Origin of the sequence: Winogradskyella helgolandensis, from assembly GCF_013404085.1 — a bacterium.
Lineage (GTDB): Bacteria > Bacteroidota > Bacteroidia > Flavobacteriales > Flavobacteriaceae > Winogradskyella > Winogradskyella helgolandensis.
In genome coordinates this window covers 647,015-673,175 of the sequence record NZ_JABFHO010000001.1, presented here as the reverse complement: position 1 = coordinate 673,175, position 26,161 = coordinate 647,015, and the positions used below count along the sequence as shown (strand labels likewise).

General features: G+C 33.6%; 27 protein-coding genes. 13 read left to right on the top strand and 14 right to left on the bottom strand.

Going from position 1 to position 26,161, the window contains the following annotated elements:
- Nucleotides 1–117: 117 nt before the first annotated feature.
- From HM992_RS02690 to HM992_RS02675, 4 genes are read left to right on the top strand one after another with little or no spacing between them, the layout of a single operon-like run.
- Nucleotides 118–450 carry a PadR family transcriptional regulator gene (locus tag HM992_RS02690; protein WP_178986539.1) on the top strand — a complete coding sequence of 111 codons (333 nt, stop codon included), beginning with the start codon at nt 118–120 and terminating at the stop codon, nt 448–450.
- 2 nt (nt 451–452) lie between these two features.
- Entirely contained in the window at nt 453–881 is a 429-nt protein-coding gene (locus tag HM992_RS02685) for a hypothetical protein (RefSeq protein ID WP_179318624.1), read from the top strand.
- A 10-nt stretch (nt 882–891) separates the two neighbouring features.
- On the top strand, nt 892–1,071 hold the full coding sequence (locus HM992_RS02680) for a hypothetical protein (protein ID WP_092466156.1): 180 nt from the start codon (nt 892–894) through the stop codon (nt 1,069–1,071).
- Nucleotides 1,059–2,711: a serine hydrolase domain-containing protein gene (locus tag HM992_RS02675; RefSeq protein WP_179318623.1), complete on the top strand. Its 1,653-nt coding sequence runs from the start codon at nt 1,059–1,061 to the stop codon at nt 2,709–2,711. Before HM992_RS02680 ends, HM992_RS02675 begins: the two co-directional genes overlap by 13 nt.
- 39 nt (nt 2,712–2,750) lie before the next feature.
- Here the strand turns inward: HM992_RS02675 and sufD are convergent, their stop codons facing one another.
- The 7 genes from sufD to HM992_RS02640 all read right to left on the bottom strand — a co-directional run bounded on the left by sufD (nt 2,751) and on the right by HM992_RS02640 (nt 8,657).
- On the bottom strand, nt 2,751–4,064 hold the full coding sequence (sufD, locus tag HM992_RS02670) for a Fe-S cluster assembly protein SufD (RefSeq protein ID WP_179318622.1): 1,314 nt from the start codon (nt 4,062–4,064) through the stop codon (nt 2,751–2,753).
- A 221-nt stretch (nt 4,065–4,285) separates the two neighbouring features.
- Nucleotides 4,286–5,038 (bottom strand): Fe-S cluster assembly ATPase SufC, encoded by a 753-nt coding sequence (gene sufC, locus HM992_RS02665; protein WP_178986543.1) that lies wholly within the window; start codon nt 5,036–5,038, stop codon nt 4,286–4,288.
- Nucleotides 5,039–5,042: 4 nt separating this feature from the next.
- Entirely contained in the window at nt 5,043–5,453 is a 411-nt protein-coding gene (locus HM992_RS02660) for a hypothetical protein (RefSeq protein WP_178986544.1), read from the bottom strand.
- Nucleotides 5,453–6,334, bottom strand: coding sequence for an N-acyl homoserine lactonase family protein (locus HM992_RS02655; protein ID WP_179318621.1), 882 nt, complete (start codon nt 6,332–6,334; stop codon nt 5,453–5,455). Before HM992_RS02655 ends, HM992_RS02660 begins: the two co-directional genes overlap by 1 nt.
- A gap of 60 nt (nt 6,335–6,394) precedes the next feature.
- A complete protein-coding gene (gene sufB, locus HM992_RS02650; protein WP_179318620.1) occupies nt 6,395–7,843 on the bottom strand; it encodes a Fe-S cluster assembly protein SufB in 1,449 nt (482 codons plus the stop codon).
- A 109-nt stretch (nt 7,844–7,952) separates the two neighbouring features.
- Complete coding sequence (locus tag HM992_RS02645; protein ID WP_178986547.1) at nt 7,953–8,282, bottom strand: HesB/IscA family protein; 330 nt, start codon at nt 8,280–8,282, stop codon at nt 7,953–7,955.
- Between the two features lie 135 nt (nt 8,283–8,417).
- Nucleotides 8,418–8,657 (bottom strand): hypothetical protein, encoded by a 240-nt coding sequence (locus HM992_RS02640; protein WP_178986548.1) that lies wholly within the window; start codon nt 8,655–8,657, stop codon nt 8,418–8,420.
- Between the two features lie 275 nt (nt 8,658–8,932).
- Here HM992_RS02640 and thiL point away from each other — a divergent pair, with 275 nt between their 5' ends.
- Entirely contained in the window at nt 8,933–9,985 is a 1,053-nt protein-coding gene (gene thiL / locus HM992_RS02635) for a thiamine-phosphate kinase (RefSeq protein ID WP_179318619.1), read from the top strand.
- Here thiL and HM992_RS02630 read toward each other — a convergent pair.
- From HM992_RS02630 to HM992_RS02620, 3 genes are all read right to left on the bottom strand, one after another.
- Complete coding sequence (locus HM992_RS02630; protein ID WP_178986550.1) at nt 9,969–10,199, bottom strand: hypothetical protein; 231 nt, start codon at nt 10,197–10,199, stop codon at nt 9,969–9,971. The genes thiL and HM992_RS02630 overlap by 17 nt on opposite strands.
- An 81-nt stretch (nt 10,200–10,280) precedes the next feature.
- Nucleotides 10,281–10,523 carry a hypothetical protein gene (locus HM992_RS02625; protein WP_178986551.1) on the bottom strand — a complete coding sequence of 81 codons (243 nt, stop codon included), beginning with the start codon at nt 10,521–10,523 and terminating at the stop codon, nt 10,281–10,283.
- Nucleotides 10,524–10,601: 78 nt separating this feature from the next.
- Nucleotides 10,602–11,378: an alpha/beta fold hydrolase gene (locus HM992_RS02620; RefSeq protein ID WP_179318618.1), complete on the bottom strand. Its 777-nt coding sequence runs from the start codon at nt 11,376–11,378 to the stop codon at nt 10,602–10,604.
- Between the two features lie 93 nt (nt 11,379–11,471).
- Here HM992_RS02620 and HM992_RS02615 point away from each other — a divergent pair, with 93 nt between their 5' ends.
- From HM992_RS02615 to HM992_RS02605, 3 genes are read left to right on the top strand one after another with little or no spacing between them, the layout of a single operon-like run.
- A complete protein-coding gene (locus HM992_RS02615) occupies nt 11,472–13,025 on the top strand; it encodes a serine hydrolase (protein ID WP_179318617.1) in 1,554 nt (517 codons plus the stop codon).
- The gene (locus tag HM992_RS02610) at nt 13,026–14,333 is read left to right on the top strand and encodes a branched-chain amino acid transport system II carrier protein (protein WP_179318616.1); all 1,308 of its coding nucleotides are present in this window, start codon (nt 13,026–13,028) and stop codon (nt 14,331–14,333) included. It begins immediately after the preceding gene.
- Nucleotides 14,330–15,034: a DNA adenine methylase gene (locus HM992_RS02605; RefSeq protein ID WP_179318615.1), complete on the top strand. Its 705-nt coding sequence runs from the start codon at nt 14,330–14,332 to the stop codon at nt 15,032–15,034. Before HM992_RS02610 ends, HM992_RS02605 begins: the two co-directional genes overlap by 4 nt.
- Before the next feature lie 66 nt (nt 15,035–15,100).
- Here the strand turns inward: HM992_RS02605 and HM992_RS02600 are convergent, their stop codons facing one another.
- Both HM992_RS02600 and HM992_RS02595 read right to left on the bottom strand, forming a co-directional pair.
- A complete protein-coding gene (locus HM992_RS02600) occupies nt 15,101–16,024 on the bottom strand; it encodes an EamA family transporter (RefSeq protein WP_178986556.1) in 924 nt (307 codons plus the stop codon).
- Nucleotides 16,025–16,114: 90 nt separating this feature from the next.
- On the bottom strand, nt 16,115–17,407 hold the full coding sequence (locus HM992_RS02595) for an aminopeptidase P family protein (protein WP_179318614.1): 1,293 nt from the start codon (nt 17,405–17,407) through the stop codon (nt 16,115–16,117).
- A gap of 325 nt (nt 17,408–17,732) precedes the next feature.
- Between HM992_RS02595 and HM992_RS02590 the strand changes: the two genes are divergently transcribed.
- From HM992_RS02590 to HM992_RS02570, 5 genes are all read left to right on the top strand, one after another.
- Entirely contained in the window at nt 17,733–19,349 is a 1,617-nt protein-coding gene (locus tag HM992_RS02590) for an aspartate:alanine exchanger family transporter (protein ID WP_179318613.1), read from the top strand.
- A 206-nt stretch (nt 19,350–19,555) separates the two neighbouring features.
- Nucleotides 19,556–20,227 carry a succinate dehydrogenase cytochrome b subunit gene (locus tag HM992_RS02585; protein ID WP_179318612.1) on the top strand — a complete coding sequence of 224 codons (672 nt, stop codon included), beginning with the start codon at nt 19,556–19,558 and terminating at the stop codon, nt 20,225–20,227.
- A gap of 14 nt (nt 20,228–20,241) precedes the next feature.
- Nucleotides 20,242–22,254 (top strand): fumarate reductase/succinate dehydrogenase flavoprotein subunit, encoded by a 2,013-nt coding sequence (locus HM992_RS02580; RefSeq protein ID WP_178986560.1) that lies wholly within the window; start codon nt 20,242–20,244, stop codon nt 22,252–22,254.
- A 10-nt stretch (nt 22,255–22,264) separates the two neighbouring features.
- Nucleotides 22,265–23,011: a succinate dehydrogenase/fumarate reductase iron-sulfur subunit gene (locus HM992_RS02575; protein WP_179318611.1), complete on the top strand. Its 747-nt coding sequence runs from the start codon at nt 22,265–22,267 to the stop codon at nt 23,009–23,011.
- Between the two features lie 100 nt (nt 23,012–23,111).
- Nucleotides 23,112–24,884 carry a MutS-related protein gene (locus tag HM992_RS02570; protein ID WP_179318610.1) on the top strand — a complete coding sequence of 591 codons (1,773 nt, stop codon included), beginning with the start codon at nt 23,112–23,114 and terminating at the stop codon, nt 24,882–24,884.
- 152 nt (nt 24,885–25,036) lie between these two features.
- Here the strand turns inward: HM992_RS02570 and rpmA are convergent, their stop codons facing one another.
- Both rpmA and rplU read right to left on the bottom strand, forming a co-directional pair.
- On the bottom strand, nt 25,037–25,297 hold the full coding sequence (gene rpmA / locus HM992_RS02565) for a 50S ribosomal protein L27 (RefSeq protein ID WP_074936881.1): 261 nt from the start codon (nt 25,295–25,297) through the stop codon (nt 25,037–25,039).
- Between the two features lie 42 nt (nt 25,298–25,339).
- The gene (gene rplU, locus HM992_RS02560; RefSeq protein ID WP_178986563.1) at nt 25,340–25,996 is read right to left on the bottom strand and encodes a 50S ribosomal protein L21; all 657 of its coding nucleotides are present in this window, start codon (nt 25,994–25,996) and stop codon (nt 25,340–25,342) included.
- Nucleotides 25,997–26,161: the final 165 nt, after the last annotated feature.

The window sequence follows — 26,161 nt, the reverse complement described above, 5'->3', positions numbered from 1 at the left end:
AATTGCTAAAGACAAAGATACAACGCAATGTTCTTAAAGAAAAACTAATAGATAGGCATTAAAGCAAATAACACGCATTTTATTTAGATACATTTATATAAAATGTATATTTGTAATATGTATAGTAAAGAATTGACAAAAGGAACGTTACAACCCATTATTTTAACGCTTATTAATGAAAAGGGTAGAATGTATGGTTACGAGATTACACAAGAAGTAAAAAAGATGACTTCAGGGAAAATAGATATATCGGAAGGTGCATTATATCCCATTTTACATAAGCTTGAAGCGAAAAAGGTTTTAGAAACTGAAAAGGTGTTTATAGGAAAGCGTGTTCGGAAATATTATAAAGTAACGAAGGAAGGGAAGAAAATGGTTGCGGTTGTTACTGAGGAAATCAATGATTTTATTGAGACCTTAAGTTTAATTTTTAATCCAAAACCGATATAATCATGGAGTTAACAGAAAAGCATATTACGTTTATAGATAACAGTTTATCCTTGTATGGTGTTGAGAGTAAAGATTTAAAAGAAGATTTGTTGGATCATATCTGTACGTATATTGAAAACCAAGATTCTGATGATTTTAATATGTTATATCAACAGGCTTTACAAAAATTTGGAGGTTATGCGAGTTTTCAGAATTTACAATTAGAAACTAATCACCAGAAACTGGCCAAACAAATTATCACAGTTAATAGGCTGAAATTCTCTCTTGGATTTTTAGTTATTGTCTTATCAGTAGTGAGTTTAGTTTTTCAGATGATGCAATGGCCTTATGCTAATGCTTGGTTACTTGCAGCGATTTTAATTTCGGTTCTTTTTATTCTTCCAGCTCACTTTTATGCGAACTATAAAAAATCGATTCACAAATATTCTTAAATTATTTATTATGAAGAAATCATTTTACATCCTCGGATTTATTACTTTTTTTATTCTTGGAATTGGAGCTATGTTCGAGTTTTTAACGTGGCCATATAGAGGAATCATTGTTTTTATTGGCTTTCTGTTCCTTAATTTTGGACTGATTCCAACTTATTTCTATCAAAAATATAAGCAATGTTCAATTTAAGAAACGCGTGCTTATTGATTGGTGTGTTTGTTTTTTTAAGTTCAAAAGCACAAACAAATGCAAATCAAAAAATTGATGAATTGTTAGCAGCTTATGTTTCTAATGATGCGCCAGGATTGAGCGTAAAGGTGATTAATCAAGGTCAATCTATATATTCTAAAGGCTTTGGGCTTTCTAGTTTAGATTATAACATTAAGAATTCTGATTCTACCGTTTTTAGTTTAGCATCCATTGCAAAACAATTTACAGCTTCGGCTATTTGGGCTTTGGCAAATGATGGTAAAATCAGTTTAGATGACGATATTAGAATGTATTTGCCAGAATTTCCAAAGTACGAAGAAACCATCAGGATAAAACATTTACTAAACCACACGAGCGGTATTCGTAATTATCACACCCTAATGTATTTGGCAGGTTTTGATTATGACACTCAATATTACGATAACACCACGGTTTTAGATTTGGCCATTAAACAAAAACATTTAAACCATTTAGTTGGCGAGAAAGTGAGCTACTCTAATACCAATTATAATTTATTAGCCATAATTATTGAGCGTATTTCAGGGCATAACCTTAACGAATATTTGAAACTCGAAATTTTGAATCCCTTAAAATTGAATTCAACTTTTGTAAGAGTTGAACATGGAAAACCGATTCAAAACAAAGCTGTTGGTTATCAAAAACATAAGGACGGATTTAGGTTTTCTATAAGTAATCAGTTAAGTTATGGAGCAGGAAGCATGGGGTCTTCAGTAAATGATATGGAAATTTGGATGCAAATGCTTAATGGACAGGTGCCAGAATTTAAATCACTAACGGAATTTTTAAAAACTACTGAAACTCTAAATTCAGGTAAGAATGCGAAATACGCACGTGGATTAATGTTAGATAATTATAAAGGTTATGAAACTATAAATCACAGCGGATATGGTTTTGGTGGACGTACACAATTAATAACAGTTCCAGAAAAGCAAATAGGCATAATAGTTTTAACAAATTCACAAGGGATAGATGCCCCAAGAATAGCTTATCAAATTTTGGATATTCTACTAGATAAGGACAAAATCCAGGAAGAAACCAATGTCAAAATTTCTCTTAAAAAACAAAATTTTGAAGAATTTATTGGCGAATACAAAGAAATCAATAGTGATATGACTATGAAAGTAATTGTTAAAAATGGCACCTTGAAATCAATTGGCTCAATGGGAGGAACTTCGGTCACTCTTATACAATATGAGAAAAATAAGTTTCATAGAACACAAAGTCAGAATGTGAAATACGATTTTACACCTTCAGTATCTCACGATATGATTATTTCATTTGGTGGAACACCATTTTATTTTCAACACGCTAACTTTATTGATGTTGAATCCGTTGAAGTCTCAGATTTTGTCGGTAATTTTTATTCTGAAGAATTAGATGTTGCTTATCTTTTTTTTGAAGAAGACTCCATGCTTAAATTGACTTATGCAGAAAAGGAAAACGTAAACTTACATCCTGTTCAATTAAACGAATTTGGAAATAATGATAGAACATTGTATCATTTTATAAAAGATAAAAATGACACAATTACAGGTATGCTTTTATCTTCTGATGGTACAGTGAAGGATATTGTGTTTAAAAAAGAAAAGGATCACTAATTAGCAATCCTTTTTTTAAATTATAATATTTGTTAAATCTTACAAATCAAACCCAATATTAACACCCAATTTCTCGGCGATAATCTTAGTGATTCTATTCTTAATTTCTGGAATTTTAACAGAATTCATAACATTATTACTAAAAGCAAACATTAATAAAGCTCTAGCTTCTTTTTCGGGAATCCCTCTAGATCTCAAGTAAAACATAGCACTTTCATCTAATTGACCAATAGTACAACCATGAGAACATTTCACATCATCTGCGAAAATCTCTAATTGTGGTTTGGTGTTGATGGCGGCTTTGTCGCTCAATAAAATATTATTATTAGCCTGAAAAGCATTGGTTTTTTGAGCTAGTTTTTCAACGACTACCTTACCATTAAAAACACCAGTTGAATTATCATCAAAAATACCTTTGTAATCTTGGTGACTCTCACAGTTTGGTTCTATATGATGTACTAATGTATTATGATCTACATGTTGTTTATTCCCAATGATTGTAATACCCTTCATTGTAGAATCGATACGTTCTCCATTTTGATAAAAGTTAAGGTTATTTCTAATCAATTTACCACCAAAAGAAAAGGTATGGACTTTGGCTAAACTTTCTTGTTTTTGGTTGATAAAGGTACTGTCTATTAACGACGCATTTTCGTTGTCATTTTGAATTTTGTAATAATCGACTATCGCACGTTTATTAGTGAAAATCTCAGTAACACTATTGGTTAATACAGGATTGTCTGTTAAACTCTGATGACGTTCTATAATCTGAACATGAGAATTTTCATTAACCACAATTAAATTACGTGGTTGTAACATTACAGCAGCTTCATTTCCTGTAGAAAAATGAATGATTTGAATGGGCTTCTCAACCACTTTGTTTTTAGGAATATTGATGTAAGCACCTTCCATTGAAAATGCAGTATTCAATGAAGATAAACCATCTTTTGTCGCAATTTTATTGAAATAATTATCAATTATTACTTTGTATTTTGGTTTAGTTAACGCTGCAGACATTAAGCAAACATCTAAACCATCATGTGTGGTTTGCGATAAGTGAGATGAATACTTCCCGTCTATAAAAATGATTTTATACGAATCAATCTCATGTATAAAATATTTTTTTATGTCTTTAAATTCTAGGGCATTCTCATTCTTAGGAAACACACTGTAGTCGTGTTTTAAAATCGAATTCAATGATGTATATTTCCAATCTTCTTGTCGCTTGGTAGGAAACCCTTCAGCTTCAAAATTCTTTATAGCTTCAGTACGAATATCATGTATTGACGAGTTCACATCTACAGTGTCCTCTAATGCCATAAATGACGATACTAATTTTTCTTTTAAACTCATGTTTTAAGTCTTCAGTAATCAGTCTTCAGTTTTCAGTCCACAAAATTGTAAACTATAACTGTAAAATTGATTATTCTATATTAATTTATGGGTAGTATAAAATCATATTCCTTTGAGCAACTACCATCTAAATTTAATAATTAATTTTTATTTAATTTTAATTCAAAGTAATCAGAGTAGAGTAAGCAACTGCCTACTAAATACTAACCACTGCTTACTAATTACGCGTTAACCTCTTCCTTAATCCAATCGTAGCCTTTAGCTTCTAATTCGTGAGCTAATTCTTTGCCTCCTGATTTTACAATTTTTCCATTGTATAAAACATGAACAAAATCTGGAACGATATAATCTAATAAACGTTGGTAATGCGTAATAACGATTACAGCGTTGTCTTTAGATTTTAACTTGTTAACTCCATTAGCTACAATACGAAGGGCATCTATATCTAACCCAGAATCCGTTTCATCTAGGATGGCTAATTTTGGTTCTAACATCGCCATTTGAAAGATTTCATTTCGTTTTTTCTCACCACCAGAAAAACCTTCGTTTAATGAACGCGATAAAAATTTACGATCAATTTCTAATAATTCTGATTTATCACGAATCATTTTTAACATGTCCTTTGCAGGCATGTCTTCTAAACCTTTTGCTTTACGAGTTTCGTTTATTGCTGTTCTCATAAAGTTAGTGACACTTACTCCTGGAATTTCTACAGGATATTGAAACGATAAAAATACGCCTTTGTGCGCACGTTCTTCTGCCGATAATTCTTCAATATCTTCATCGTCTAGCAATATATTACCTTCGGTAACTTCATATTCTTCTTTACCAGCAATTACAGAAGCAAGTGTACTTTTACCAGAACCGTTAGGTCCCATTATAGCATGTACTTCTCCTGGTTTTACTTCAAGATTTATACCTTTTAATATACTTTTATCTTCTACACTTGCATGTAAATTATTGATCTTTAACATAGTTTTAGTTTGCTAATTTTATAACGTCTTCTTTATTCGGGTCAGGTGCTTCCACCTTTAAAATTTCTTTAATTTCTACGCGGTATTGCCAGCCTTCTTCGTCTTTTTCTTTTTCAAATTTTCTAACTCTTACGGTTACAGGAACCATATCAGTGTCTTCTGTTTTAAATGCTTTTGCTTGTTCAGCTAATAAGTGCATATTCTCATCGATAACCACACCATAGATTTCTTTTGGTGTCTGTAAAACAGCAGCATCAGCGAAATATACAAAATCACCTTTTACGGTTATAAATCCGTCGTTCTGATCATAGGACTTTGCACGATTTTCTTCAAGATTTACATCTTGTTTTTCCTCGTTTTTGCACGAAACAAATAGAGCAAGGCATAATATAATTGCGAATGTGTTTCTAATCATTAGTCTAAATATTTTGGATATTTTGGTAATCGGTTAAAATCGTCTGCGCTATGCTGAATATAAACATCGGCATTAGTTTCTTTTGCTAACGCTTCAAAAAGGTCCATGCTTTTTAAGGTGGCATCTACATCGTAATTAAAACTTGGGACCCCTTTAGTATCTCTATTTTCTTGAAAATGATATAAATCTCCGGCTAATAATACGTTGCCAGCATTTTCTAATCTCAAGAATAATACTTGGTGTCCTGCAGTATGGCCTGGCATAGATTTTATGACGACCGTTCCATCACCAAAAACATCATATTCTCCATTTAGTTTTTTCACATTCGTTAATGCGGCAATGGCTGGATAGTTATCTCCTTTTTTTTGTTCTTCACTCGTTATGAAATCATATTCCGAAGTTTGAACCAACCACGTTGCATCAGCAAATTTAGATGCCGAACCAGAATGGTCAAAATGTGTGTGTGATAAGGCTATATATTCGAAATCTTTGGGTGTTAAATTCAATAATTTTAGTTGTGATACCACAGAATCTTTTCTAGACACTGTAAAAGCTCCATTTGGTGTTGTAAAGGGTTCTTGTCCTACTAAACCTTCAGCTAAACCAGCATCCCAAAGCAGTCGACCTTTTGGGTGTTCAATAATATAAAACGCATCAGCGAAAGTTTTAGATTGGCCTTGGTACGTTGTGTCTTGAGAGAAGATTTCTAACATATTGACCTGCACAGTTCCACCGTCTAAAGTGTAAAGTTTTATGCCTTCTTTTTGTGTTGCTTCAGCTTCTTCTAAAGCATCGTTATAACCTTCGTTAAATCCTTTTTTGAAGTCTTTACAAGCTACAAATGCTAGAGCAATGGTTAATAAGAGTAATGTTTTTTTCATCTTGTTGAAATAATAGAATTTTTATTATTTTTTTGAGATTCCTGCGTTTTCGGGAATTGTTTATCCTACACTTCCTTCTAAACTAATTTCCAATAATTTTTGAGCTTCCACTGCAAATTCCATAGGTAATTTATTAAGGACTTCTTTACTAAAACCATTTACTATTAAAGCAATGGCTTTTTCGGTATCGATCCCTCTTTGGTTACAATAAAATATTTGGTCTTCACCAATTTTACTTGTGGTTGCTTCGTGCTCTATCGTAGCACTTTTATTTTTAGCTTCTATATAAGGGAAAGTGTGTGCGCCACATTCATTTCCCATTAATAAACTATCACATTGTGAAAAGTTACGAGCGTTATCTGCACGAGATCCAATCTGAACTAATCCACGATACGAATTTTGTGATTTACCAGCGGAAATACCTTTAGATATAATCGTTGATTTTGTGTTTTTGCCTAAGTGAATCATTTTAGTACCAGTATCTGCTTGCTGATAATTATTAGTTACAGCAATCGAATAAAATTCACCAACTGAATTATCACCTTTTAAGATACAAGAAGGATATTTCCATGTTACGGCAGAACCCGTTTCAACTTGTGTCCAAGAGATTTTTGCATTTTTCTCACAAAGCCCTCTTTTAGTTACAAAATTGTAAACACCACCTTTACCTTCCGCATTTCCTGGATACCAGTTTTGTACGGTAGAATATTTTATTTCAGCATCATCCATAGCAATTAGCTCTACAACTGCAGCATGTAATTGATTTTCATCTCTACTAGGTGCTGTACAACCTTCTAAGTAACTCACGTAACTTCCTTCATCTGCAATAAGAAGTGTTCTTTCAAATTGCCCAGTTCCTCCTTGGTTGATTCTAAAATATGTGGATAATTCCATTGGACATTTAACTCCTTTTGGAATATAACAGAAAGAACCATCACTAAATACAGCAGAATTTAATGCCGCATAAAAATTATCTTTAGTTGGTACTATGGTTCCAATATATTTTTTCACTAATTCTGGGTGCTCCTTTATGGCTTCAGAAATACTCATGAAAATAATGCCTTTTTCAGACAGTGTTTTCTTAAATGTTGTTGCCACAGAAACCGAATCAACTACGATATCCATTGCTACATTATTCATTTTTTTCTGCTCATCTACTGAAATGCCTAGCTTTTTGTACATCGCTAATAAATCAGGATCTACATCATCTAATGTTTTGTTAGGGTCTACAGCAACTGGTGCAGAATAATAAGCTATAGCTTGAAAATCGGGTTTTTTGTAATGGACATTAGCCCATTCTGGTTCCGTCATTTCTTTCCAAACCTTAAAAGCGTCCAATCTCCATTCGGTCATCCATTCTGGCTCATCTTTCTTTTTTGAAATAGCACGAACGATATCTTCATTTAATCCAATAGGAAATGTTTCAGATTCAATATCTGTAAAAAAACCATATTCATATTCTTTGGTTTTTAATTCCTCTCTAAGATCGTCTTCTGTATATTTACTCATCGTTTAATTCTGAGTTTAAAATTTTAAATTCAAAGTTGGGTTAATCCACTTTGTAATTGATTGTTTATTCTCCCTCACTTTTCGGAGGGTTGGGATGGGCTTCTTAGTTTTATAGCGAAAATGATTCACCACAACCACAAGTACGATTCGCATTTGGGTTGTTAAAAACGAAACCGGTTCCGTTTAATCCGCCAGAATATTCTAGTGTAGTTCCAATGAGATAGAGAAAGCTTTTTTTGTCTACAATGATTTTAATATCGTTGTCTTCAAATACTTTGTCGTCATCGGCTTGAGTTTTATCAAACTTTAAATCATAAGATAAGCCAGAGCAACCTCCACTTTTTACACCTACTCGGACGTAATCTGTAAATGGGTCGAAGCCATCGTCAGTCATGAGTTCTATGACTTTCTTTTTTGCGTGATCAGAAACTTTTATCATATTCTTATATAGATTTGCTCTAAATAGAGTGCGAAGATACAATATAAGTCTCTTTTTTCCATAGAACCTAACATTATATTAGGATATGATTTCATAGGGTTTGGCTATGAAGGATAAGGCCAAGGGAAAGCGTTATTATATAGCCACTTTTGATTTGGGTATACGTCTGGTGAGACGATATAATTCTTGCAAGGTGTCTGCGATTTGAGTGTTAGAAACTGTAATGGTTTCAAAATTTCCATGACGATCAGTAATCACAACGGTATCGCAATGCGAACATGTCATTTCAATAGTGTGATCAATATTGGTCTTAGATCTTTGATAATTATGGCCAAATATGGCACAAGGTAGGGCTTTGGTAGAGTTAGGTTTCATTTTTATAAACTTAGGGTAGAGCAATTTAAAAAATGAAATTTAAATCAAGTTAAAATACCTGATTTTTCGATGAAATGCACAAAAAAAATTTAAAACATGAATTTTAACGATGTTTTTCTATTAAAATAAGGTCTGAGACTTAAGGTTATAATCTTAGTAATTAGATAGGGAAACTTGTATTTTGGACAATCATGTGTCTCTTTATTTGAGTTAAATTCTTAATAAATAATTCTATTCATGTAGCCTAATCAAAAAAAGCACAATATTTTTGCATTATGATTGAAGATAAAAACCCAAAGCGTACTCCATTGAGTGAATTAGGAGAATTTAAATTGATTGAACACTTAACAAATCATTTTAAAGTAACTCAAAAATCAACTGTGAAAAGTATTGGTGACGATGCTGCAATCCTTGATTTTGGTAAAAAACAAGTTGTTGTTTCTACGGACTTACTAGTAGAGGGTGTGCATTTTGATTTGAGTTATGCACCTCTAAAACATTTAGGTTATAAAGCTGTAGTAGTGAATTTATCAGATATTTACGCTATGAATGCTGTGGCGACACAAGTCACGGTTTCTATTGCTGTTTCTAATCGTTTCCCATTAGAGGCATTAGAAGAATTATATGCAGGAATTACAATGGCTGCAACATTCTACAATGTTGATGTTGTTGGTGGTGATACGACGTCTTCAACCTCTGGTTTAATTATTTCTGTGACGGCAATTGGTGAAGTTGAAAAAGGAAATGAAGTCTTAAGATCTGGTGCAAAACCAAATGACTTGTTGGTTATAACGGGTGATCTTGGAGGAGCTTTTATGGGCTTGCAAGTTCTAGAACGCGAAAAAGAAGTGTTTAAAGTGAATCCTAATAATCAACCCGATTTATCCATGTATACCTATATTATTGAGCGTCAATTAAAACCTGAAGCTCGAAAAGATATTGTGAAGTTACTGAAGGATTTAGAAGTGAAACCAACGAGTATGATTGATGTTAGCGACGGAATTTCTTCTGAAATTATACATTTATGTAAGCAAAGTAAGGTTGGTGTAGACTTATATGAAACGAAAATACCATTAGATCCTCAGGTGATTTCTACTTGTGAGGAATTTAATTTAGATAGTACTACAATTGCTTTAAATGGAGGTGAGGATTATGAATTGTTAATGACAATTTCTCAAGAAGATTTCCCTAAAATAAAAGGCAATCCAAATTTAACTGTGATTGGTTATATGACAGAAGAAGACAGAGGTATGCACTTAGTAACAAGAGCAGATGAAAAGATAGCTATTATAGCTAAAGGTTGGAATGCGCTTACAGATCAAGCATAAAAAGCTTTTGTCCTTTTTCTAAACGCTTATTGTGTACACGATGTAATACACTATTAATTTCCTTAAATTTTGGTGTTAGTGGAATAAATTTTCCATCTCCATCGATGGTCATTTCTGTTTTACAATTTTTACACTTATATTCTTTAACATGATAAGTAACATTTTTGGACACTATGTAATCGTGACCAAACAATGAGCAATAAATGTTTTTCATTAACTAGTTTTCTTAGAGATATTATCACTTTTATAGGGATTCTAAAGATAAGAAAATTAGTTACTTAAAAGTTATTAACAATTAACAAATCGACGAAGTGAGTGTTTTTCGCTTCAAACGCATCGACTTATTGTTATAGAGGCGCTCTAGAGCTGTATTTATGTCTTGATGCTTAGCTGTTAATTCTGTGAGTCTACCATTGCTGTTTGTTGTCAATTGTTTTTTACAACATTTACAAGTATACTCCTTCACATGGTTGGTAACTTTTTTGGTAATTTGATAATTATGTCCAAATAAATCACAGTAGAGTTTGTTAGGTTTCATAATGTGGTTGTTTACGATTTATTTTTTAATCTCTTCAGTAAACTTAGAAAATAAAACCAAACAAAACGTTTAAGCGACTTATTTTTCGATAAAGTGTAAAATATTGTAAGATAAATCTGATTTATTTTCAATATAGCTCATATGTCCTTCCGAAAACTCTATGAAATCAATGTCTGTATTTTTAATTTGCTCTATAATTTGTTCACTATCAATAAGACTATCCTTTTTACCAATTATAATTAGTTTATTGCATTCTAGGTTTTTGAAAATTTGAAAACGGTTAGGTCTGTGTTTCATGCCTTCTTGTGCGGCAATGTAGCTTTGCAATGGTGTTTCTAAGGCTATTTGAAGTGCTTTTTCGTAGGCGTTTTTAAAACGATCCTTGCTTTCAGGAGCAAATAAATTGGCAAATGACATCTTTATCAAAATCTCATAATTTTGTTGTGCCATTTCTGAAGCACGTGTTCTAATTAATTTTCGAGTAGTATCATCGGCTTCAAATGTGGAATTCATTAAGCATAGACCTTTAAACAATTCCGGTTTATTTTCAGCTAAAGCTAAAGCGACATAACCGCCCATTGAATGTCCAACGATATGTGCTTTTGTAATATTTAGATGTTCTAAAACGGCTAAAACAGCGTCTGCCATTGCCTCCATGGTGTGGATATAACCAATACAGTCCGTTTTGCCATGCCCTAATAAGTCAATACAAACAACTTGATTTGTCTGTGAAAACTTAGCAACTAAATCTTGCCACATATCAACATTCTCAAGAAATCCGTGAAGTAATACAATCGCATCTCCTTTGCCTTCAAGCTTGTAATGAACGCTACTATTTTTGTAGTTTATAATCATAATTGCAAAGATATATTTTGAAAACATTTCTACTCAGTAATCATTATAACATTTTAGTATCTTTGAAATCTTTCAAACTAAATTAAAAATCTAATGGTTTTAAAACGTCTTTTTATATCATTTCTAATTGTATTTTCTTGCTTATTAAATGCTCAAATTGAAGAGCAACAACTAGATGACTTAATAAAGGAAACTTTAACCATTTTTGAGGTGCCTGGGATTTCTGTGGGTATTTTTAAGGGTGGAAAAATCGTGTATTCAAAAGGGCATGGTGTGCGTTCATTGACGAATAAAAAAGACATGAATGCTGAAACTTTAGTAGGAGTAGCATCTAATAGTAAAGGTTTTACGTGTTTTGCTTTAGCGATGATGGTGGATGCAGGTAAGTTGAATTGGGATGACAAAGTGCGTAAACATATTCCGGAATTTCAATTATATGATGCTTGGGTAACTGAAGAATTTACGGTTAGAGATTTGGTAACACATCGCAGTGGAATGGGATTGGGAGCAGGGGATTTAATGTTTTTTCCGGAAGGCAGTGATTTTACAGTAAGTGACATTATTAATAATGTAAAATATTTAGAACCTGAAAGTTCATTTAGAAGTGAATTTGCCTATAACAACAATATGTTTATAATCGCAGGTGAAGTTTTAAAACGAGTGAGCGGTTTGTCTTGGGAAGACTTTATTGAAACCAAGATTATGAAACCTGTTGGAATGCTGAGTAGTAAAGCGTCTTATAATCGCGTCAAGGATAAATCCAATATTATTGATGCGCATACCATGGCTGAAGGAAAAGTAATTCAAATTCCACATGATTGGAGTGAAACGGCTAATCCGGCAGGAGGAATTGTGAGTAATGTTCTAGATATGTTAACGTGGGCTCAATTTTTAATGAACGATGCTGTTACAGAACATGGTGAGCGCCTATTAAGCGAAGAGCAGTTTCACGAACTTTGGCAATTGCAAACTCCTTTGAAAGTGAGCGCTGATGATTCTTATGCGTCTAATTTTAAGGGCTATGGTTTAGGATGGTTTGTTGCCGATGTAAAAGGAGGGCGCAAGCAAGTGTATCATACCGGAGGTTTATTAGGAACGGTGACGCAGTTTACTATGATTCCTGATTTAGATTTAGGTATTGTGGTGTTAACCAATCAAATGAACGGTTCTGCTTTTAGCACAATTACCAACACCATTAAAGATGCGTATTTAGGGTATGAAAATCGTAATTGGTTAGAACAATACGGCAAAAGAAATGAAGATTTTATTAAATATAATGATAGTATAAAAGCTGCAGTGTATTCAAAAGTTGAAAAAGCGAAAACACTAAAGTTGTTACCAAAACCAGAGTACATTGTTGGAACATATACAGATGATTGGTTTGGTGATGTTATTATATCATATGATGCTAAAAATGGGTATGTCATAGAGAGTAGCCGGTCTTCTAGATTGTTTGGTGAATTGTTACCTCTAAATGCCACAACGTTTGTTGCGAAATGGAATGACAGAAGTTATGATGCTGATGTATATGTGAAATTTACATTCAATGAAAAAGGTGAAGCGATTTCAGCGACCATGGATTATATTGCTCCAATTACTGATTTCAGTTTTAATTTTGGAGATTTAGAACTCAAAAAAATCAACTAGGTGACGATACAACGGAAAGAGCTTTTAATAACTAGTTTTGGAATGTTTTCCTTGTTTTTTGGAGCAGGTAATTTGTTAATTCCACCTTTATTAGGTTATAATGCGGGCGACGATTGGTTTTGGGTCACCATCGGTTTTATGATTACAGCGGTCGTCATCCCTATTCTTGGCATTCTTGCTCATGCCAGATTGCAAGGCACATTATTTGATTTTGGCAAAAAGGTATCGTCGACGTTTAGTTTAACTTATTGTATCCTTATTTATGTTATTGCTGTTGCTATTCCGTCACCAAGAACTGCGGCTGCAACCCACGAAATTGCAATATTCCCAGCGTTTGGAACTTCATCTACGTTAACGAGTGCTATTTATTTTTCGTTGGTACTCTTATTTGTGCTCAACCGTTCAAAAATATTGGGTCTCATTGGTAAGTTTTTAACTCCATTTATTGTATTAATGTTATTGGCTGTTATAGGAATAGGGTTGTTTTCAACGGCATTTAATACAGGGGGTTCCCAATTTAAAACTCCATTTTCAAAAGGTGTATTAGAAGGTTATCAAACCTTTGATGCTATTGGAGCCGTTGTAGTTGGAGCGGTAATCATTGTATCGTTGAATTTTAAAAATATGGCTGTAGAAATCTACAGTTCCAAACGGACGCTAATTAGAAAGTCGGGTTTTATCGCAGGTTTGAGCTTGTTTGTTATTTATGCAGGATTAATTTCTGTTGGTGCGTATTATAGTTCTGAAATTAATATTAACGCAGAACTCAGTAGTGATATGCAACGGGCTAATTTATTACGTGATATTAGTATTTCTGCTTTAGGTGATTTTGGAAACACCGTTTTAAGTATTTTAATTTCATTAGCTTGCTTTACGACAGCCATTGGTATTATAGCGGGTACGGCTGATTATTTTAAAGGGTTGCTTAATAATTCGCAAACGGTTTATATTGTTACTGCTATTTTGGCGAGTGTTTTAGGTTTTGCTATTGGTCAGCTAGATTTTAATTCAATTATTGTGGTGGCTATTCCTGTGTTATTATTTATTTATCCAATTACGATCATACTAATTTTATTAAATGTATTGCCAGAAAAAATGGCGTCACCTTTAGTTTTTAGAACCGTTGTATTTATCACGATTTTATTTAGTATTCCTGATGTCATAGGGTTTATAAGTCCATCAGAAACTTTAAGATCCATAACTAATTACATTCCGTTTTCAAGCCAAAGTTTAGGTTGGGTTTTACCAGCGTTTTTAGTATTTATTATTTCGGTTGGTATAGAATTAAAAATGAAGAAGAGCATATGAAGTACATGGGAAGCAAGGCGCGTTTTGCTAAAGATTTATTACCAATAATTTTAAAAGATAGAAAAGAGAATCAAGCCTACTTAGAACCCTTTGCAGGTGGTATGAATATGATTGATAAGGTCGATGGGTTAAGAACAGCCAATGACCAGCATGAAGAACTCATGGCTATGTGGCAAGCCTTAATCCATGAGAATTGGGATCCTCCACAATCTGTAAGTGAAGAAGAGTATAAGCGTATAAAGTACAATCAAGACCAATACCCAAAACATTTAGTAAGTTACGTTGGTTTTAATTCTTTTGGAGGAAAATGGTTTGCTGGTTACAGACGCGATAAGGAAGGTAAACGCGATTATTGGGGAGAACATTACCGAAATATTACCAAGCAAGTTCCAAAATTAGAAGGCATCATTTTATCTTGTAAATCGTATACCGAATTAGTCATTCCTGAAAAAAGTATTATTTATTGCGATCCGCCTTATGAATCTACGACGAAGTATCGCGATGGTTTTAATCATGAGAAATTCTGGGAGTGGTGCAGGGAAAAAAGCAAAGCAGGTCATCAAGTGTTTATCAGTGAATATAAGGCTCCAGATGATTTTAAATGTGTTTGGGAAAAGCCAGCAAAAACAACATTTTCTTGGCATGCTGAGAACTTGGCGCCTAAAGTTGCTTTGGAACGATTGTTTGTTTTTGAAGGGTAAAACGTTGTGAAAACTGGACTTTTAAAATTAAACAAAGCGCAACATCAATACCGTAGGTCTTATTGCTTATACGTTTTTATTAAATCTCTTAAAAATTGTAAGTGCTTTTTTGGTGTTTATAAAATATACTCCAGTAAGTAATACAGCTGCTGCAATTATTGACTGTAAGGAAATATTCTCTTTTAAAAAATACCATCCTAAGAGTAAGGCTACAATCGGATTAACATATGTTGAAGTCGCTACTTTTTCCGGAGATACTTTGCTTAATAAGTAATTAAACGCCGTGAAAGCCACAATACTTCCAAAAATGATAAGCATTCCCATGGAGTTGATGATTTCAGTATTCCAGCTAGAAAATGGGAGTCGTTCTTCTCTAACAATAAGGCTGCCAATTAATAACATACCACCTCCAAATAGCATTTGGTAACCTGTATTAACAAAAAAGTTTGAAGGTAGGTCGGCTTTTGAAACAAAGAGACTACAATAGGCCCAGCTCAGCATACAAATAAAAATCATAATCATCCCAGTTATCATGCCTTCTTGGCTAATCATTTCGCGTTGACTGACTAATAAGTAAATCCCAATACATCCAATAATTACACCTAAAATAGACATAGGTTGAATTTTTTTGCCTTCAAAAATTCGCAATAGAATTAGGACGACTAAAGGTTGTGCCGAAATTTCTAGAGCGGCAAAACCACTATCGACAAATTGTAGTGCCCAAACGACTAAGCCATTCCCTATGGTTAAAAATAAAAAACCAGCAATTGCTGTATTTCGTATTTGAGGCTTTGTGATTTTCAATGGAATTTTTAAAAATTTTGCAATAGTGAAAATCAAGATACTTGCTGTAATAAATCGAATAGAAGCAGCGTATAATGGAGCTAATTGACTAACTAAAATTTTATTCAACAGATACGTGGATCCCCAAATAACATAAATTGAAAAAAATGATAGTATTATGTAAAGACGCTCTTTTGTCAATTTCATGCCTTTTGATTTAGGCGTCAATATTAATCAAAAAACTTGCAAGCTACATGATGAGCTTACAAGTTTTTAAAATTTAAAAGAATTTTAAAATTAAGAATTCATAATATCCTCAATCTCTTCTATTTCAATAGGAATATCCCGCATTAAATTAAAAGGTTCTCCCGTTTTTTGAATTACCACATCATCTTCTAAACGAATACCAAAACCTTCATCCGGAATGTAAATTCCAGGCTCAACAGTAAACACCATATTGGCTAGCATCGGTTCAGTTAGAATTCCGTAATCATGAGTGTCTAATCCCATATGATGTGATGTGCCATGCATAAAGTATTTTTTATATGCTGGCCAATCTTTGTTTTCGTTTTGCACATCTGCTTTGTCTAATAAGCCTAAACCTAAAAGTTCCGAGGTCATTATTTTTCCAACTTCAACATGGTATTGTTCCCATAATGTACCAGGAACAAGCATTTTTGTAGCTTCGTTTTTTACACGATTTACAGCGTTATAAACGTCTTTTTGTCTGTTGTTGAATTTCCCTGAAACCGGAATTGTACGGGTCATATCGCTAGCATAATTAGCATATTCTGCACCAGCATCAATTAATATTAAATCGCCAGCTTTACATTGTTGGTTGTTTTCAATATAATGTAAGACGTTGGCATTATTTCCGGAGCCGACAATAGGTGTATAGGCAAAACCTTTTGAGCGATTGTTTAAGAATTCGTGCATAAATTCGGCTTCCAAGTTATATTCCCAAACACCGGGTTTTGTAAATTTTAAAACGCGTCTGAATCCTTTTTCAGTAATGTTACAAGCTTGCTGTATAAGATCTAATTCTATTGGATCTTTTACAGAGCGTAAACGTTGTAAAATGGGATTGCTCTTTTCAACTTTATGAGCAGGGAATTGTGCTTTTATTTTTTTATTAAAACGAGCCTCGCGTGTCTCAGTTGCCACGTTGGCTCGATAATGTTCGTTTGTGTTTATATAGATAGTATCTGCTTGCGACATGATTTCTTTCATGATTTTGTCGAAATCTTGCAGCCAATACACGGTTTTAATACCTGAGGTTTCAAAAGCTTTTTCTTTGGTTAGTTTTTCACCTTCCCAAATAGCAATATGTTCATTGGTTTCAGTTAAAAATAAAAGCTCACGATGTTTTGGGTTTGGGCAGTCTGGAAAAAGCACTAAAATACTTTCTTCTTGATCCACTCCACTTAAATAAAATATATTCCTATCTTGTTGAAAAGGCATAGTGCTGTCTGCACCAATTGGGTAAATATCATTAGAGTTAAAAACAGCTAAACTGTTGCTAACCATTTTGTTTTTGAAGTTTTCTCTGTTTTTTATGAAAAGATTGGAATTAATTAAATTGTATTTCATGGGTGTTAATTTTTAATTGAATTACAAAGCTAAGGTTTTATTTAACGAATACTTAAAATACAGGATTTGGATCTTTAGGTTTTAACATTTTATTAAAGCTCATTTTTGAAATAGTTTTTGAACATAAGAAAATCAATAAATTCTAGTATTTTGGTGTAACTAATTAAAAAAAATACGATAACGTATTCGTTCAATGTTTATAGGTGTTTTGAGATTATGAATTTGATTTTAATTGATATTAGTACTATTTTAAGTGACATTAATCATGTGATTCAATTGAATTACAGTATATTTTTGTTGACTTAAATTAAAAAGATTATAATTTATGGAATTTTTTTCAGAATTGCTTACCCATGACTATTTCGTATTGTTTCTTGTCATTGGTTTAGGAATTGCTCTTGGAAATATTCGAATAAAAGGAATTAGTTTTGATACTTCTGCGGTTATTTTCGTCGCTATTTTTTTTGGGTATTTATACAATTTATATCGTATTGATTTTAGTATTCCACCCATAATACAAAGTGTGGGTTTGGTGCTATTTATTTATACTATAGGAATGCAAGCAGGACCTTCGTTTTTTAGTTCTTTTAAAGAGCAAGGCGTGAAATTAATTGCCCTTGCTAGTATTACAGTAATTACAGGTGGAATCACAGCGATATCTATTTCTTATATTTATGATGTTGATATAAATATGATGAGTGGTTTGCTAACTGGAGCATTGACATCTACACCAGGTTTAGCAGCATCTATTGAGGCTTCTCGTTCTACTTTAGCGTCTATAGGTTATGGTATTGCTTATCCATTTGGAGTTTTGGGAGTTATTTTATTTGTGAAGTTGGGACCCTCATTATTTAAGGTAGATATTAAAAAGGAAGAAAAAGAATTTGAAGAAATATCAAGTTCTAATACTCCACTTGTAATTAATAAAAATTTGATTATTTCTAATGAAAACGTAAACGGAAAAACAATTAAAGAGTTGAGGATTAGGTTTATGACTAAGGCTAATATTTCACGTATTATGAAGCCAAATCAATTACCTACGTCTCCAACAAGTAATACAGTTTTGGAAACAGGCGATATTATAAAAGCGGTGGGTACTGTAAATGCATTAGATAGAATTGAGATACTATTAGGTAAGGTTACTGATGTGAAAATCCCTAGAAGTGGAACTTATGAAATAAAATGGTATGTGGTTAGTAATGATGCTGTGGTAAATAAATCAATTATGGAACTTAACCTTCTAGATAATTATTCTGCAACTATAACACGTATTAGGAGAGCGGGAATTGACTTAGCACCACATCCTTCAACTCAAATAAAATATGGTGATAAAATTCTTGTATCCTCTTCTAAAGGAAATGTTCCTGCGGTAACACAACTTTTTGGTGACAGCTTAAAAAGAATTGGAGAAACAAGTTTTCTGCCTGTAGCATTCGGAATTGTAATAGGTGTTTTAATTGGCTCAATTTCTATTCCCTTAGGTAGTATTCATCTTAAATTAGGTCTAACAGGAGGTGTGCTTCTAACGTCTATATTTTTAAGTTGGAAAGGAAAAGCAGGGGGTATAATTTGGAATCTTCCAGGTCCTGCCAATCAAATTCTACGTCAGTTTGGACTTCTGTTATTTTTAACACCAGTAGGCTTAAGTGCAGGACAAAGCTTGGTGCTCGCAATTCAAGAACATGGTGCAATTTTGTTACTTTTTGGAGCGCTCATTACATTAATACCTATGCTTATTACAGTTCTTGTTGGGCGTTTCGTAATGAAAATTAATTTTTTATCTGTCATAGGAGCATTAACAGGTGGAATGACATCCACACCAGGTTTGAGTGTTGCAGATGCAATGACCGAATCTGATGCGCCACAAATTGCTTATGCTGCAGTTTATCCAATTTCTTTAGTATTGATCATAGTGATTGCCGAAATAATGGCTATGCTTTAATTGAACACGATCTGTTTCATAATGTAAGTCTGTAATTTATAAATAATTGTTTATAAGTGTAAATTGTTATAGATTAGGCTAAGTTAAAGGTTAATAGTTTTTGAGCTAATTAAATTCATTCTAAATAAATTAATAATCATTCATCGTAGTTGGGAAAATGTTAATTGCGCTGTATCTTTGTTAGACTAAATAAAATTAGATCTACAATGAGCGGAATTCTAAATTCGTCGATAGGAAGAAAGTTTGCCATGGCACTTTCGGCATTCTTCCTTATGATTTTTGTACTACAACATTTTGTAATTAACCTATTTTCTGTAATAAGTCCTGATACTTTTAATGAGATATCGCACTTTATGGGGACATTTTGGGTAATTCAATATGTGATTCAACCTATTTTAATTATTGGTGTTATTTTTCACTTTGTAATGGGTTTTGTCTTGGAAATCAAAAACAACAAAGCAAATGGTGTTAAATATGTGAAAAATAATGGTGCTGCCAATTCGACTTGGATGAGCAGAAACATGATTTGGAGTGGAGGTTTTATCCTTGCTTTTTTAATCATTCACTTTATCGATTTCTGGATTCCAGAGATTAATACAAAATATATTGTTGGTGATATGTCTGGAATGCACAATGGTGAGTTTAGATATTTTCATGAATTGCAAGAAAAATTTGTTCCGCTTTGGAGAGTTGCACTTTACATTGTAGGTTTTGTGTTTTTAGCACTTCACTTATTACATGGTTTTGACTCCGCATTTCAGTCTACAGGCGCAAACAACAAATACACAAAAGGATTACAGGGATTCGGAAAGGCTTACGCAATTTTAATTCCATTAGGATTTATATTTATTGCATTATTTCATCACCTTAATCACTAAAAAACATATCTAATATGGCTTTAGATTCAAGAGTACCAAAGGGTCCAATTAAAGATAAATGGACAGATTATAAAAACCACATCGATTTAGTAAATCCTGCCAACAAACGTCATATCGATGTTATTGTTGTTGGAACAGGACTTGCAGGTGGTTCTGCTGCAGCAACTTTAGCTGAGTTAGGCTATAATGTAAAAGCATTTGCTTACCAAGATTCACCTCGTAGAGCGCATTCAATCGCGGCTCAAGGTGGAATTAACGCAGCAAAAAATTACCAAGGTGATGGTGATTCTACATACCGATTATTTTACGATACCGTAAAAGGTGGTGATTACCGTTCGCGTGAAGCTAACGTATATCGTTTGGCTGAGGTTTCTGCTAATATTATTGACCAATGTGTGGCACAAGGTGTTCCTTTTGCACGTGATTATGGAGGCTTATTAGATAACCGTTCTTTTGGTGGAGTTTTAGTATCTAGAACATTCTACGCTAAAGGTCAAACAGGTCAACAATTATTATTGGGAGCGTATTCAGCTATGAATAGACAAATTGCTCGTGGTAAAATTGAAATGTTTAACCGTCATGAAATGCTAGACGTTGTTGTCGTAGACGGAAAGGCAAGAGGTATTATTGCTCGTAATTTAGTTACAGGTGAAATAGAAAGACATTCAGCACATGCTGTTGTTGTTGGTTCTGGTGGCTATGGAAATGTATATTTCTTATCAACAAACGCTATGGGCTCTAACGCAACTGCAGCTTGGAAAATTCATAAAAAAGGAGCGTATTTCGCGAATCCATGTTATACACAAATTCACCCAACATGTATTCCACGTTCGGGAGATTACCAATCGAAACTGACGTTGATGTCAGAATCATTACGTAATGATGGTCGTATTTGGGTACCTAAAAACATGGAAGATGTATTGGCAATTAGAGAAGGTCGTAAAAAACCAACTGATTTGTCAGAAGATGAACGCGATTATTACTTAGAAAGACGTTATCCTGCATTTGGTAACTTAGTTCCGCGTGATGTAGCATCTAGAGCAGCAAAAGAACGTTGTGATGCTGGTTATGGTGTGAATGCCACTGGTGAAGCGGTTTATTTAGATTTTGCTTCGGCTTTTGAGCGCTACGGGAAAGAACAAGCTAAGATTCATAATATAGAAAATCCTAGTCCGGCAAAAATCAAAGAACTTGGTCAGGCTATTGTAGAAGCTAAATACGGAAACTTATTCCAAATGTATGAGAAGATCATTGATCAGAATCCATACGAAACACCAATGATGATTTATCCAGCGGTGCATTACACCATGGGAGGTGTTTGGGTAGATTATAACTTAATGACAACTATTCCAGGTTGTTACTGTATTGGGGAAGCTAATTTCTCTGATCACGGTGCTAACAGACTTGGGGCTTCAGCCTTAATGCAAGGTTTAGCTGATGGCTATTTCGTATTACCTTATACTATCGGTGATTATTTATCTGCTGATATTCGTACCGGGAAAATTCCAACGGATTCAAAAGAATTTGATGACGCTGAAAAAGAGGTGACCGATAGAATCAATTTCTTTATGAATAATAAAGGAACAAAATCTGTAGATTATTTCCATAAGAAGTTAGGGAAAGTGATGTGGGATAAGGTCGGGATGTCTAGAAACGCTCAAGGTTTAACTGAAGCGATGTCTGAAATTAAAGCCATCAGAGAAGAATTTTGGAAAGATATTTATATTCCAGGAACGGCTGATGAAATGAACCCAGAACTTGAAAAAGCTGGTCGTGTTGCCGATTTCTTAGAATTAGGAGAATTGTTCGCAAAAGATGCGTTAATGCGTGAAGAATCTTGTGGTGGACACTTTAGAGAAGAGTCTGCTGAGTTAGATGGCCCTCAAAAAGGTGAGGCAAAACGTAACGATGAAGACTTTGCATTTGTAGCTGCTTGGGAATATAAAGGTGAACCAGCAGATGCGGTTTTACACAAAGAAGAATTAGAATTTAAAGATATTGAACTAAAACAACGTTCATACAAATAAGAAAGACGATATGAATTTAACACTTAAAATTTGGAGACAAAAAGACTCAAAAGCTAAGGGTCAAATGGTCGATTACAAAGTAACTGAGATTTCAGAACACATGTCTTTCTTAGAAATGATGGATGTTTTGAATGAACAATTAGTTAATTCTGGTGAAGAGCCTGTAGCATTTGATCATGATTGTCGTGAAGGAATTTGCGGAATGTGCTCAATGTACATTAATGGTGAAGCCCATGGTCCAGATAGAGGAATTACAACCTGTCAGTTACACATGCGTATGTTTAACGATGGTGATACTATTACTATTGAGCCATTTAGAGCAGCAGCATTTCCTGTAATAAAAGATTTAGTAGTCGATAGAATGGCTTTTGAGCGTATTCAACAAGCAGGTGGTTATATTTCTGTAAACACGTCTGGTAATACTCAAGATGCCAATAATATTCCTATTTCAAAGCATGCAGCAGATGAAGCTATGGATGCTGCAACTTGTATTGGTTGTGGTGCTTGTGTAGCGAGTTGTAAAAACTCTTCAGCCATGTTGTTTGTTGGTGCTAAAGTATCACAATATGCTTTATTACCACAAGGACAAGTGGAAGCGGCAGACCGTGTTCAAAATATGGTAGCGCAAATGGACTTAGAAGGTTTTGGTAACTGTACCAATACTGGAGCTTGTGAAGTAGAATGTCCTAAAGGTATTTCTTTAGAAAATATTGCACGTATGAATCGTGAGTATTTATCCGCGACTTTAAAAGGTTAATAAATTCCTGCGAAAGCAGAAATCTCATATATCGAATCCCAAGGTAAAATCTTATCTTGGGATTTTTACTTTTCTTATATTTCGTTTTTAATTTAGCATCATGCAAAACCCAAATTCATTTTATAAAGAACATTTAGAGGCTAATCAAGTTGCTTCTAAACGAATTTTCAAACAACTTAGTTTATATAGTATACTTAGACTTTCAGTTTTTGTTTTAACAGGAATAGGCATTTACTTTACGTATCAAAATTGGCAAATTGCCGTAGGAATTGGAGTTGTTGGTATGGCATCTTTTCTTTTTCTGCTTTCGAGATATACAGATTTAAAATCGAAAAGAAACTTACACAAACGACTGATTGCCATTAATGAAGACGAATTAAAAATTGAAAAAGGCGATTTTCATGAGCGATTAGATGGTGAAGAATTTCAAAATCCAAAGCATTTTTTTAGTTTGGATATCGATTTATTTGGAAAAGGCTCTTTCTTTCAATTTATAAATAGAACAGCTATTAATGAAGGAACTCAAAAGTTAACCGAAAACTTATTGTCAAACGATATTACGAATATTGAAGAACGACAACAAGCCATACAAGAATTAGCAGCATTACCAGAATGGAGACAAAACTATGCAGCTGTTGCTCAAGGTGTAGAAATAGAACATTCTGCGACTTCTATTATTACATGGTTAAAGGATTATCAACCCTTTTTAAGTAAAACACAATATTGGATATCTATAAGTTTTAGTATGGCGTCTTTAGTTATTATTGTGTTAGGGATTGCTGAAATTATTCCGGTTTCTATAATTGGTTATTGGTTGTTGTTAGGATTGGGAATTACAAGTATGTTTTTGAAGAATATTAATATTCTTGCCCAAAATACAGGACGCGCCAAAGATACGTTTAGGCAATATGCTTTGTTACTTAATGCTATTGAAACCAAAGAATTCACTTCAGAATTATTAAAATCTAAGCAAAAATTGATTCAATCAGAAGGTCTAAAGGCTTCAGAAATATTTGCAAAATTCTCTAAAACCTTGGATGCACTAGACAATAGAAACAATCTTATATCTGCGATTTTCGGAAATGGTTATTTTCTTATTGATATTAGAAGTAGTTACAATGTAGAACAATGGATTACGCAATATGCAGATAAGGTGGACGATTGGTTTGAAGTCGTTACGTTTTTTGATGCCTTTAATAGTTTCGGAAATTATGCTTTTAATCATCAGGATTTTACGTATCCAATTTTAACCGAAGAACCTGTTACAATTTTAGCAGAAGGTTTAGGGCATCCGTTACTAAATCCTGAAAAACGTGTAGATAGCGATTTAAAACTTGAAGAAGAACAATTCTTCATCGTTACTGGAGCGAACATGGCAGGGAAAAGCACCTTTTTAAGAACGGTAGCACTTCATATTGTTATGGCTAATGTTGGACTGCCTATTTGTGCAAAACAAAGCAAATACAAGCCTATTAAGTTGATAACAAGTATGCGAACAACCGACTCCTTAACAGATGATAGTTCGTACTTCTTTAGTGAGCTCACACGATTAAAGTTTGTAGTTGATACGATTGAAAACGATAAAAACTATTTCGTCATATTAGATGAAATTCTAAAAGGCACTAACAGTACAGATAAAGCCATTGGCTCACGTAAGTTTGTTGAGAAATTAGTTAAACAACATGCCACGGGAATCATAGCAACGCACGATTTAAGCCTCACAGAAATTGAAACCGAGTTAGAAGCTGTAAAAAACTATTACTTCGATGCCGAGATCATAAATGATGAACTCTTTTTCGATTATAAATTAAAACAAGGGGTTTGTCAAAACATGAATGCGAGTTTCCTGCTAAAAAAGATGGAGATTATATAATAGGATGTCATTCTGAGCGAAGTGAAGCATCTTTATTCAATATATAATATTATGTAACTATGAGATTCTTCGCATTGCTCAGGATGACAAAAAATAAAAAACCCTCTCTATAAATAGAAAGGGTTTTCGTAATTTGATAAGAAATTTATTTCTTAAGCTTCGAAAGCTTCAATAGAAACGTAAGACTTATTGTCTTTTTTCTTAGTAAATTTTACTAGGCCGTCAACTTTAGCATGTAAAGTATGATCTTTTCCTTGGTAAACGTTTTCACCTGGATGGTGCGTGTTTCCACGTTGTCTTATGATAATGTTTCCAGCAATAGCAGCTTGTCCACCAAATATCTTAACGCCTAAACGTTTTGATTCTGATTCTCTACCATTCTTCGAACTACCAACTCCTTTTTTATGAGCCATGATCTTAAGGTTTTATTTTGTTAATATTAATGCAATTGAAAATTACTTTTCAATTCCACCGTCTAATCTGTCTTGTAATTCTTTTAACTCGTCCCACTTACCGTCTGCAGCTAATTTAGCTTGCTTTGGCCAAGTATCAGTAACGATGTGTGATAATCTTGAGCTAGCTTCACTAAGCACATTGCTTAATTCTTCTGGCTTTGCATTTGCCACTTTTTCAAAAGTTTCAAAACCAGCAGCAACTAATGCTTCAGCAGCTTTAGGTCCAGCACCTTCGATTTTCTTTAAATCGTCAGCTTTTCCAGTTGCTTTTTTAGGAGCAGCTTTTGCTTCTACTTTTGGTTCAGCTTTTTTAACTTCTTTCTTTGGAGCAGCTTTTTTAGCTCCAGAAGCAGTAATACCTTCAATTACGATTTCAGTTAAAGATTGTCTGTGTCCGTTTTTTACACGGTAACCTTTACGTCTTTTCTTTTTGAAGACGATTACTTTGTCACCTTTAAGGTGTCTTAAGACTTTTGCACCTACTAGTGCTCCGTCTATAGCTGGGGCGCCTAAAGTAATATTGCTACCATCACCAATCAAAAGAACGTTGTCGAAATCTACTTTTTCGCCTTCTTCTGTTGCTAAACGGTTAACAAAAACTCTTTGGTCTTTTTCAACTTTAAATTGATGCCCTGCTATCTCTACAATTGCGTACATAGCGTAACGTTTTTATTAATTTGTTTGTTAATTAAAATGCTTTCTTCTCAGAAAGCGGATGCAAATATACGTCTAAATTATTAATAGGCAAGTGTTTTAAGGGTTTTAGACCTGTTTTTGCTTCAAATAATTGATAGTTTAGGGAAGTTGGTTAAGATTGATAGC

Excerpts from the sequence above, each read along its gene's own strand:
- thiL (WP_179318619.1), top strand. The coding sequence starts at position 8,933 with ATGATTGAAGATAAAAACCCAAAGCGTACTCCATTGAGTGAATTAGGA.
- HM992_RS02685 (WP_179318624.1), top strand. The coding sequence starts at position 453 with ATGGAGTTAACAGAAAAGCATATTACGTTTATAGATAACAGTTTATCC.
- HM992_RS02675 (WP_179318623.1), top strand. The coding sequence starts at position 1,059 with ATGTTCAATTTAAGAAACGCGTGCTTATTGATTGGTGTGTTTGTTTTT.
- HM992_RS02605 (WP_179318615.1), top strand. The coding sequence starts at position 14,330 with ATGAAGTACATGGGAAGCAAGGCGCGTTTTGCTAAAGATTTATTACCA.
- HM992_RS02620 (WP_179318618.1), bottom strand. The coding sequence starts at position 11,378 with ATGATTATAAACTACAAAAATAGTAGCGTTCATTACAAGCTTGAAGGC.
- sufC (WP_178986543.1), bottom strand. The coding sequence starts at position 5,038 with ATGTTAAAGATCAATAATTTACATGCAAGTGTAGAAGATAAAAGTATA.
- HM992_RS02645 (WP_178986547.1), bottom strand. The coding sequence starts at position 8,282 with ATGATAAAAGTTTCTGATCACGCAAAAAAGAAAGTCATAGAACTCATG.
- HM992_RS02595 (WP_179318614.1), bottom strand. The coding sequence starts at position 17,407 with ATGAAATACAATTTAATTAATTCCAATCTTTTCATAAAAAACAGAGAA.
- HM992_RS02680 (WP_092466156.1), top strand. The coding sequence starts at position 892 with ATGAAGAAATCATTTTACATCCTCGGATTTATTACTTTTTTTATTCTT.
- HM992_RS02590 (WP_179318613.1), top strand. The coding sequence starts at position 17,733 with ATGGAATTTTTTTCAGAATTGCTTACCCATGACTATTTCGTATTGTTT.
- HM992_RS02630 (WP_178986550.1), bottom strand. The coding sequence starts at position 10,199 with ATGAAAAACATTTATTGCTCATTGTTTGGTCACGATTACATAGTGTCC.
- HM992_RS02640 (WP_178986548.1), bottom strand. The coding sequence starts at position 8,657 with ATGAAACCTAACTCTACCAAAGCCCTACCTTGTGCCATATTTGGCCAT.
- HM992_RS02655 (WP_179318621.1), bottom strand. The coding sequence starts at position 6,334 with ATGAAAAAAACATTACTCTTATTAACCATTGCTCTAGCATTTGTAGCT.
- rpmA (WP_074936881.1), bottom strand. The coding sequence starts at position 25,297 with ATGGCTCATAAAAAAGGAGTTGGTAGTTCGAAGAATGGTAGAGAATCA.
- HM992_RS02660 (WP_178986544.1), bottom strand. The coding sequence starts at position 5,453 with ATGATTAGAAACACATTCGCAATTATATTATGCCTTGCTCTATTTGTT.
- sufD (WP_179318622.1), bottom strand. The coding sequence starts at position 4,064 with ATGAGTTTAAAAGAAAAATTAGTATCGTCATTTATGGCATTAGAGGAC.
- HM992_RS02690 (WP_178986539.1), top strand. The coding sequence starts at position 118 with ATGTATAGTAAAGAATTGACAAAAGGAACGTTACAACCCATTATTTTA.
- HM992_RS02615 (WP_179318617.1), top strand. The coding sequence starts at position 11,472 with ATGGTTTTAAAACGTCTTTTTATATCATTTCTAATTGTATTTTCTTGC.
- HM992_RS02585 (WP_179318612.1), top strand. The coding sequence starts at position 19,556 with ATGAGCGGAATTCTAAATTCGTCGATAGGAAGAAAGTTTGCCATGGCA.
- HM992_RS02600 (WP_178986556.1), bottom strand. The coding sequence starts at position 16,024 with ATGAAATTGACAAAAGAGCGTCTTTACATAATACTATCATTTTTTTCA.
- rplU (WP_178986563.1), bottom strand. The coding sequence starts at position 25,996 with ATGTACGCAATTGTAGAGATAGCAGGGCATCAATTTAAAGTTGAAAAA.
- HM992_RS02580 (WP_178986560.1), top strand. The coding sequence starts at position 20,242 with ATGGCTTTAGATTCAAGAGTACCAAAGGGTCCAATTAAAGATAAATGG.
- HM992_RS02625 (WP_178986551.1), bottom strand. The coding sequence starts at position 10,523 with ATGAAACCTAACAAACTCTACTGTGATTTATTTGGACATAATTATCAA.
- HM992_RS02570 (WP_179318610.1), top strand. The coding sequence starts at position 23,112 with ATGCAAAACCCAAATTCATTTTATAAAGAACATTTAGAGGCTAATCAA.
- sufB (WP_179318620.1), bottom strand. The coding sequence starts at position 7,843 with ATGAGTAAATATACAGAAGACGATCTTAGAGAGGAATTAAAAACCAAA.
- HM992_RS02575 (WP_179318611.1), top strand. The coding sequence starts at position 22,265 with ATGAATTTAACACTTAAAATTTGGAGACAAAAAGACTCAAAAGCTAAG.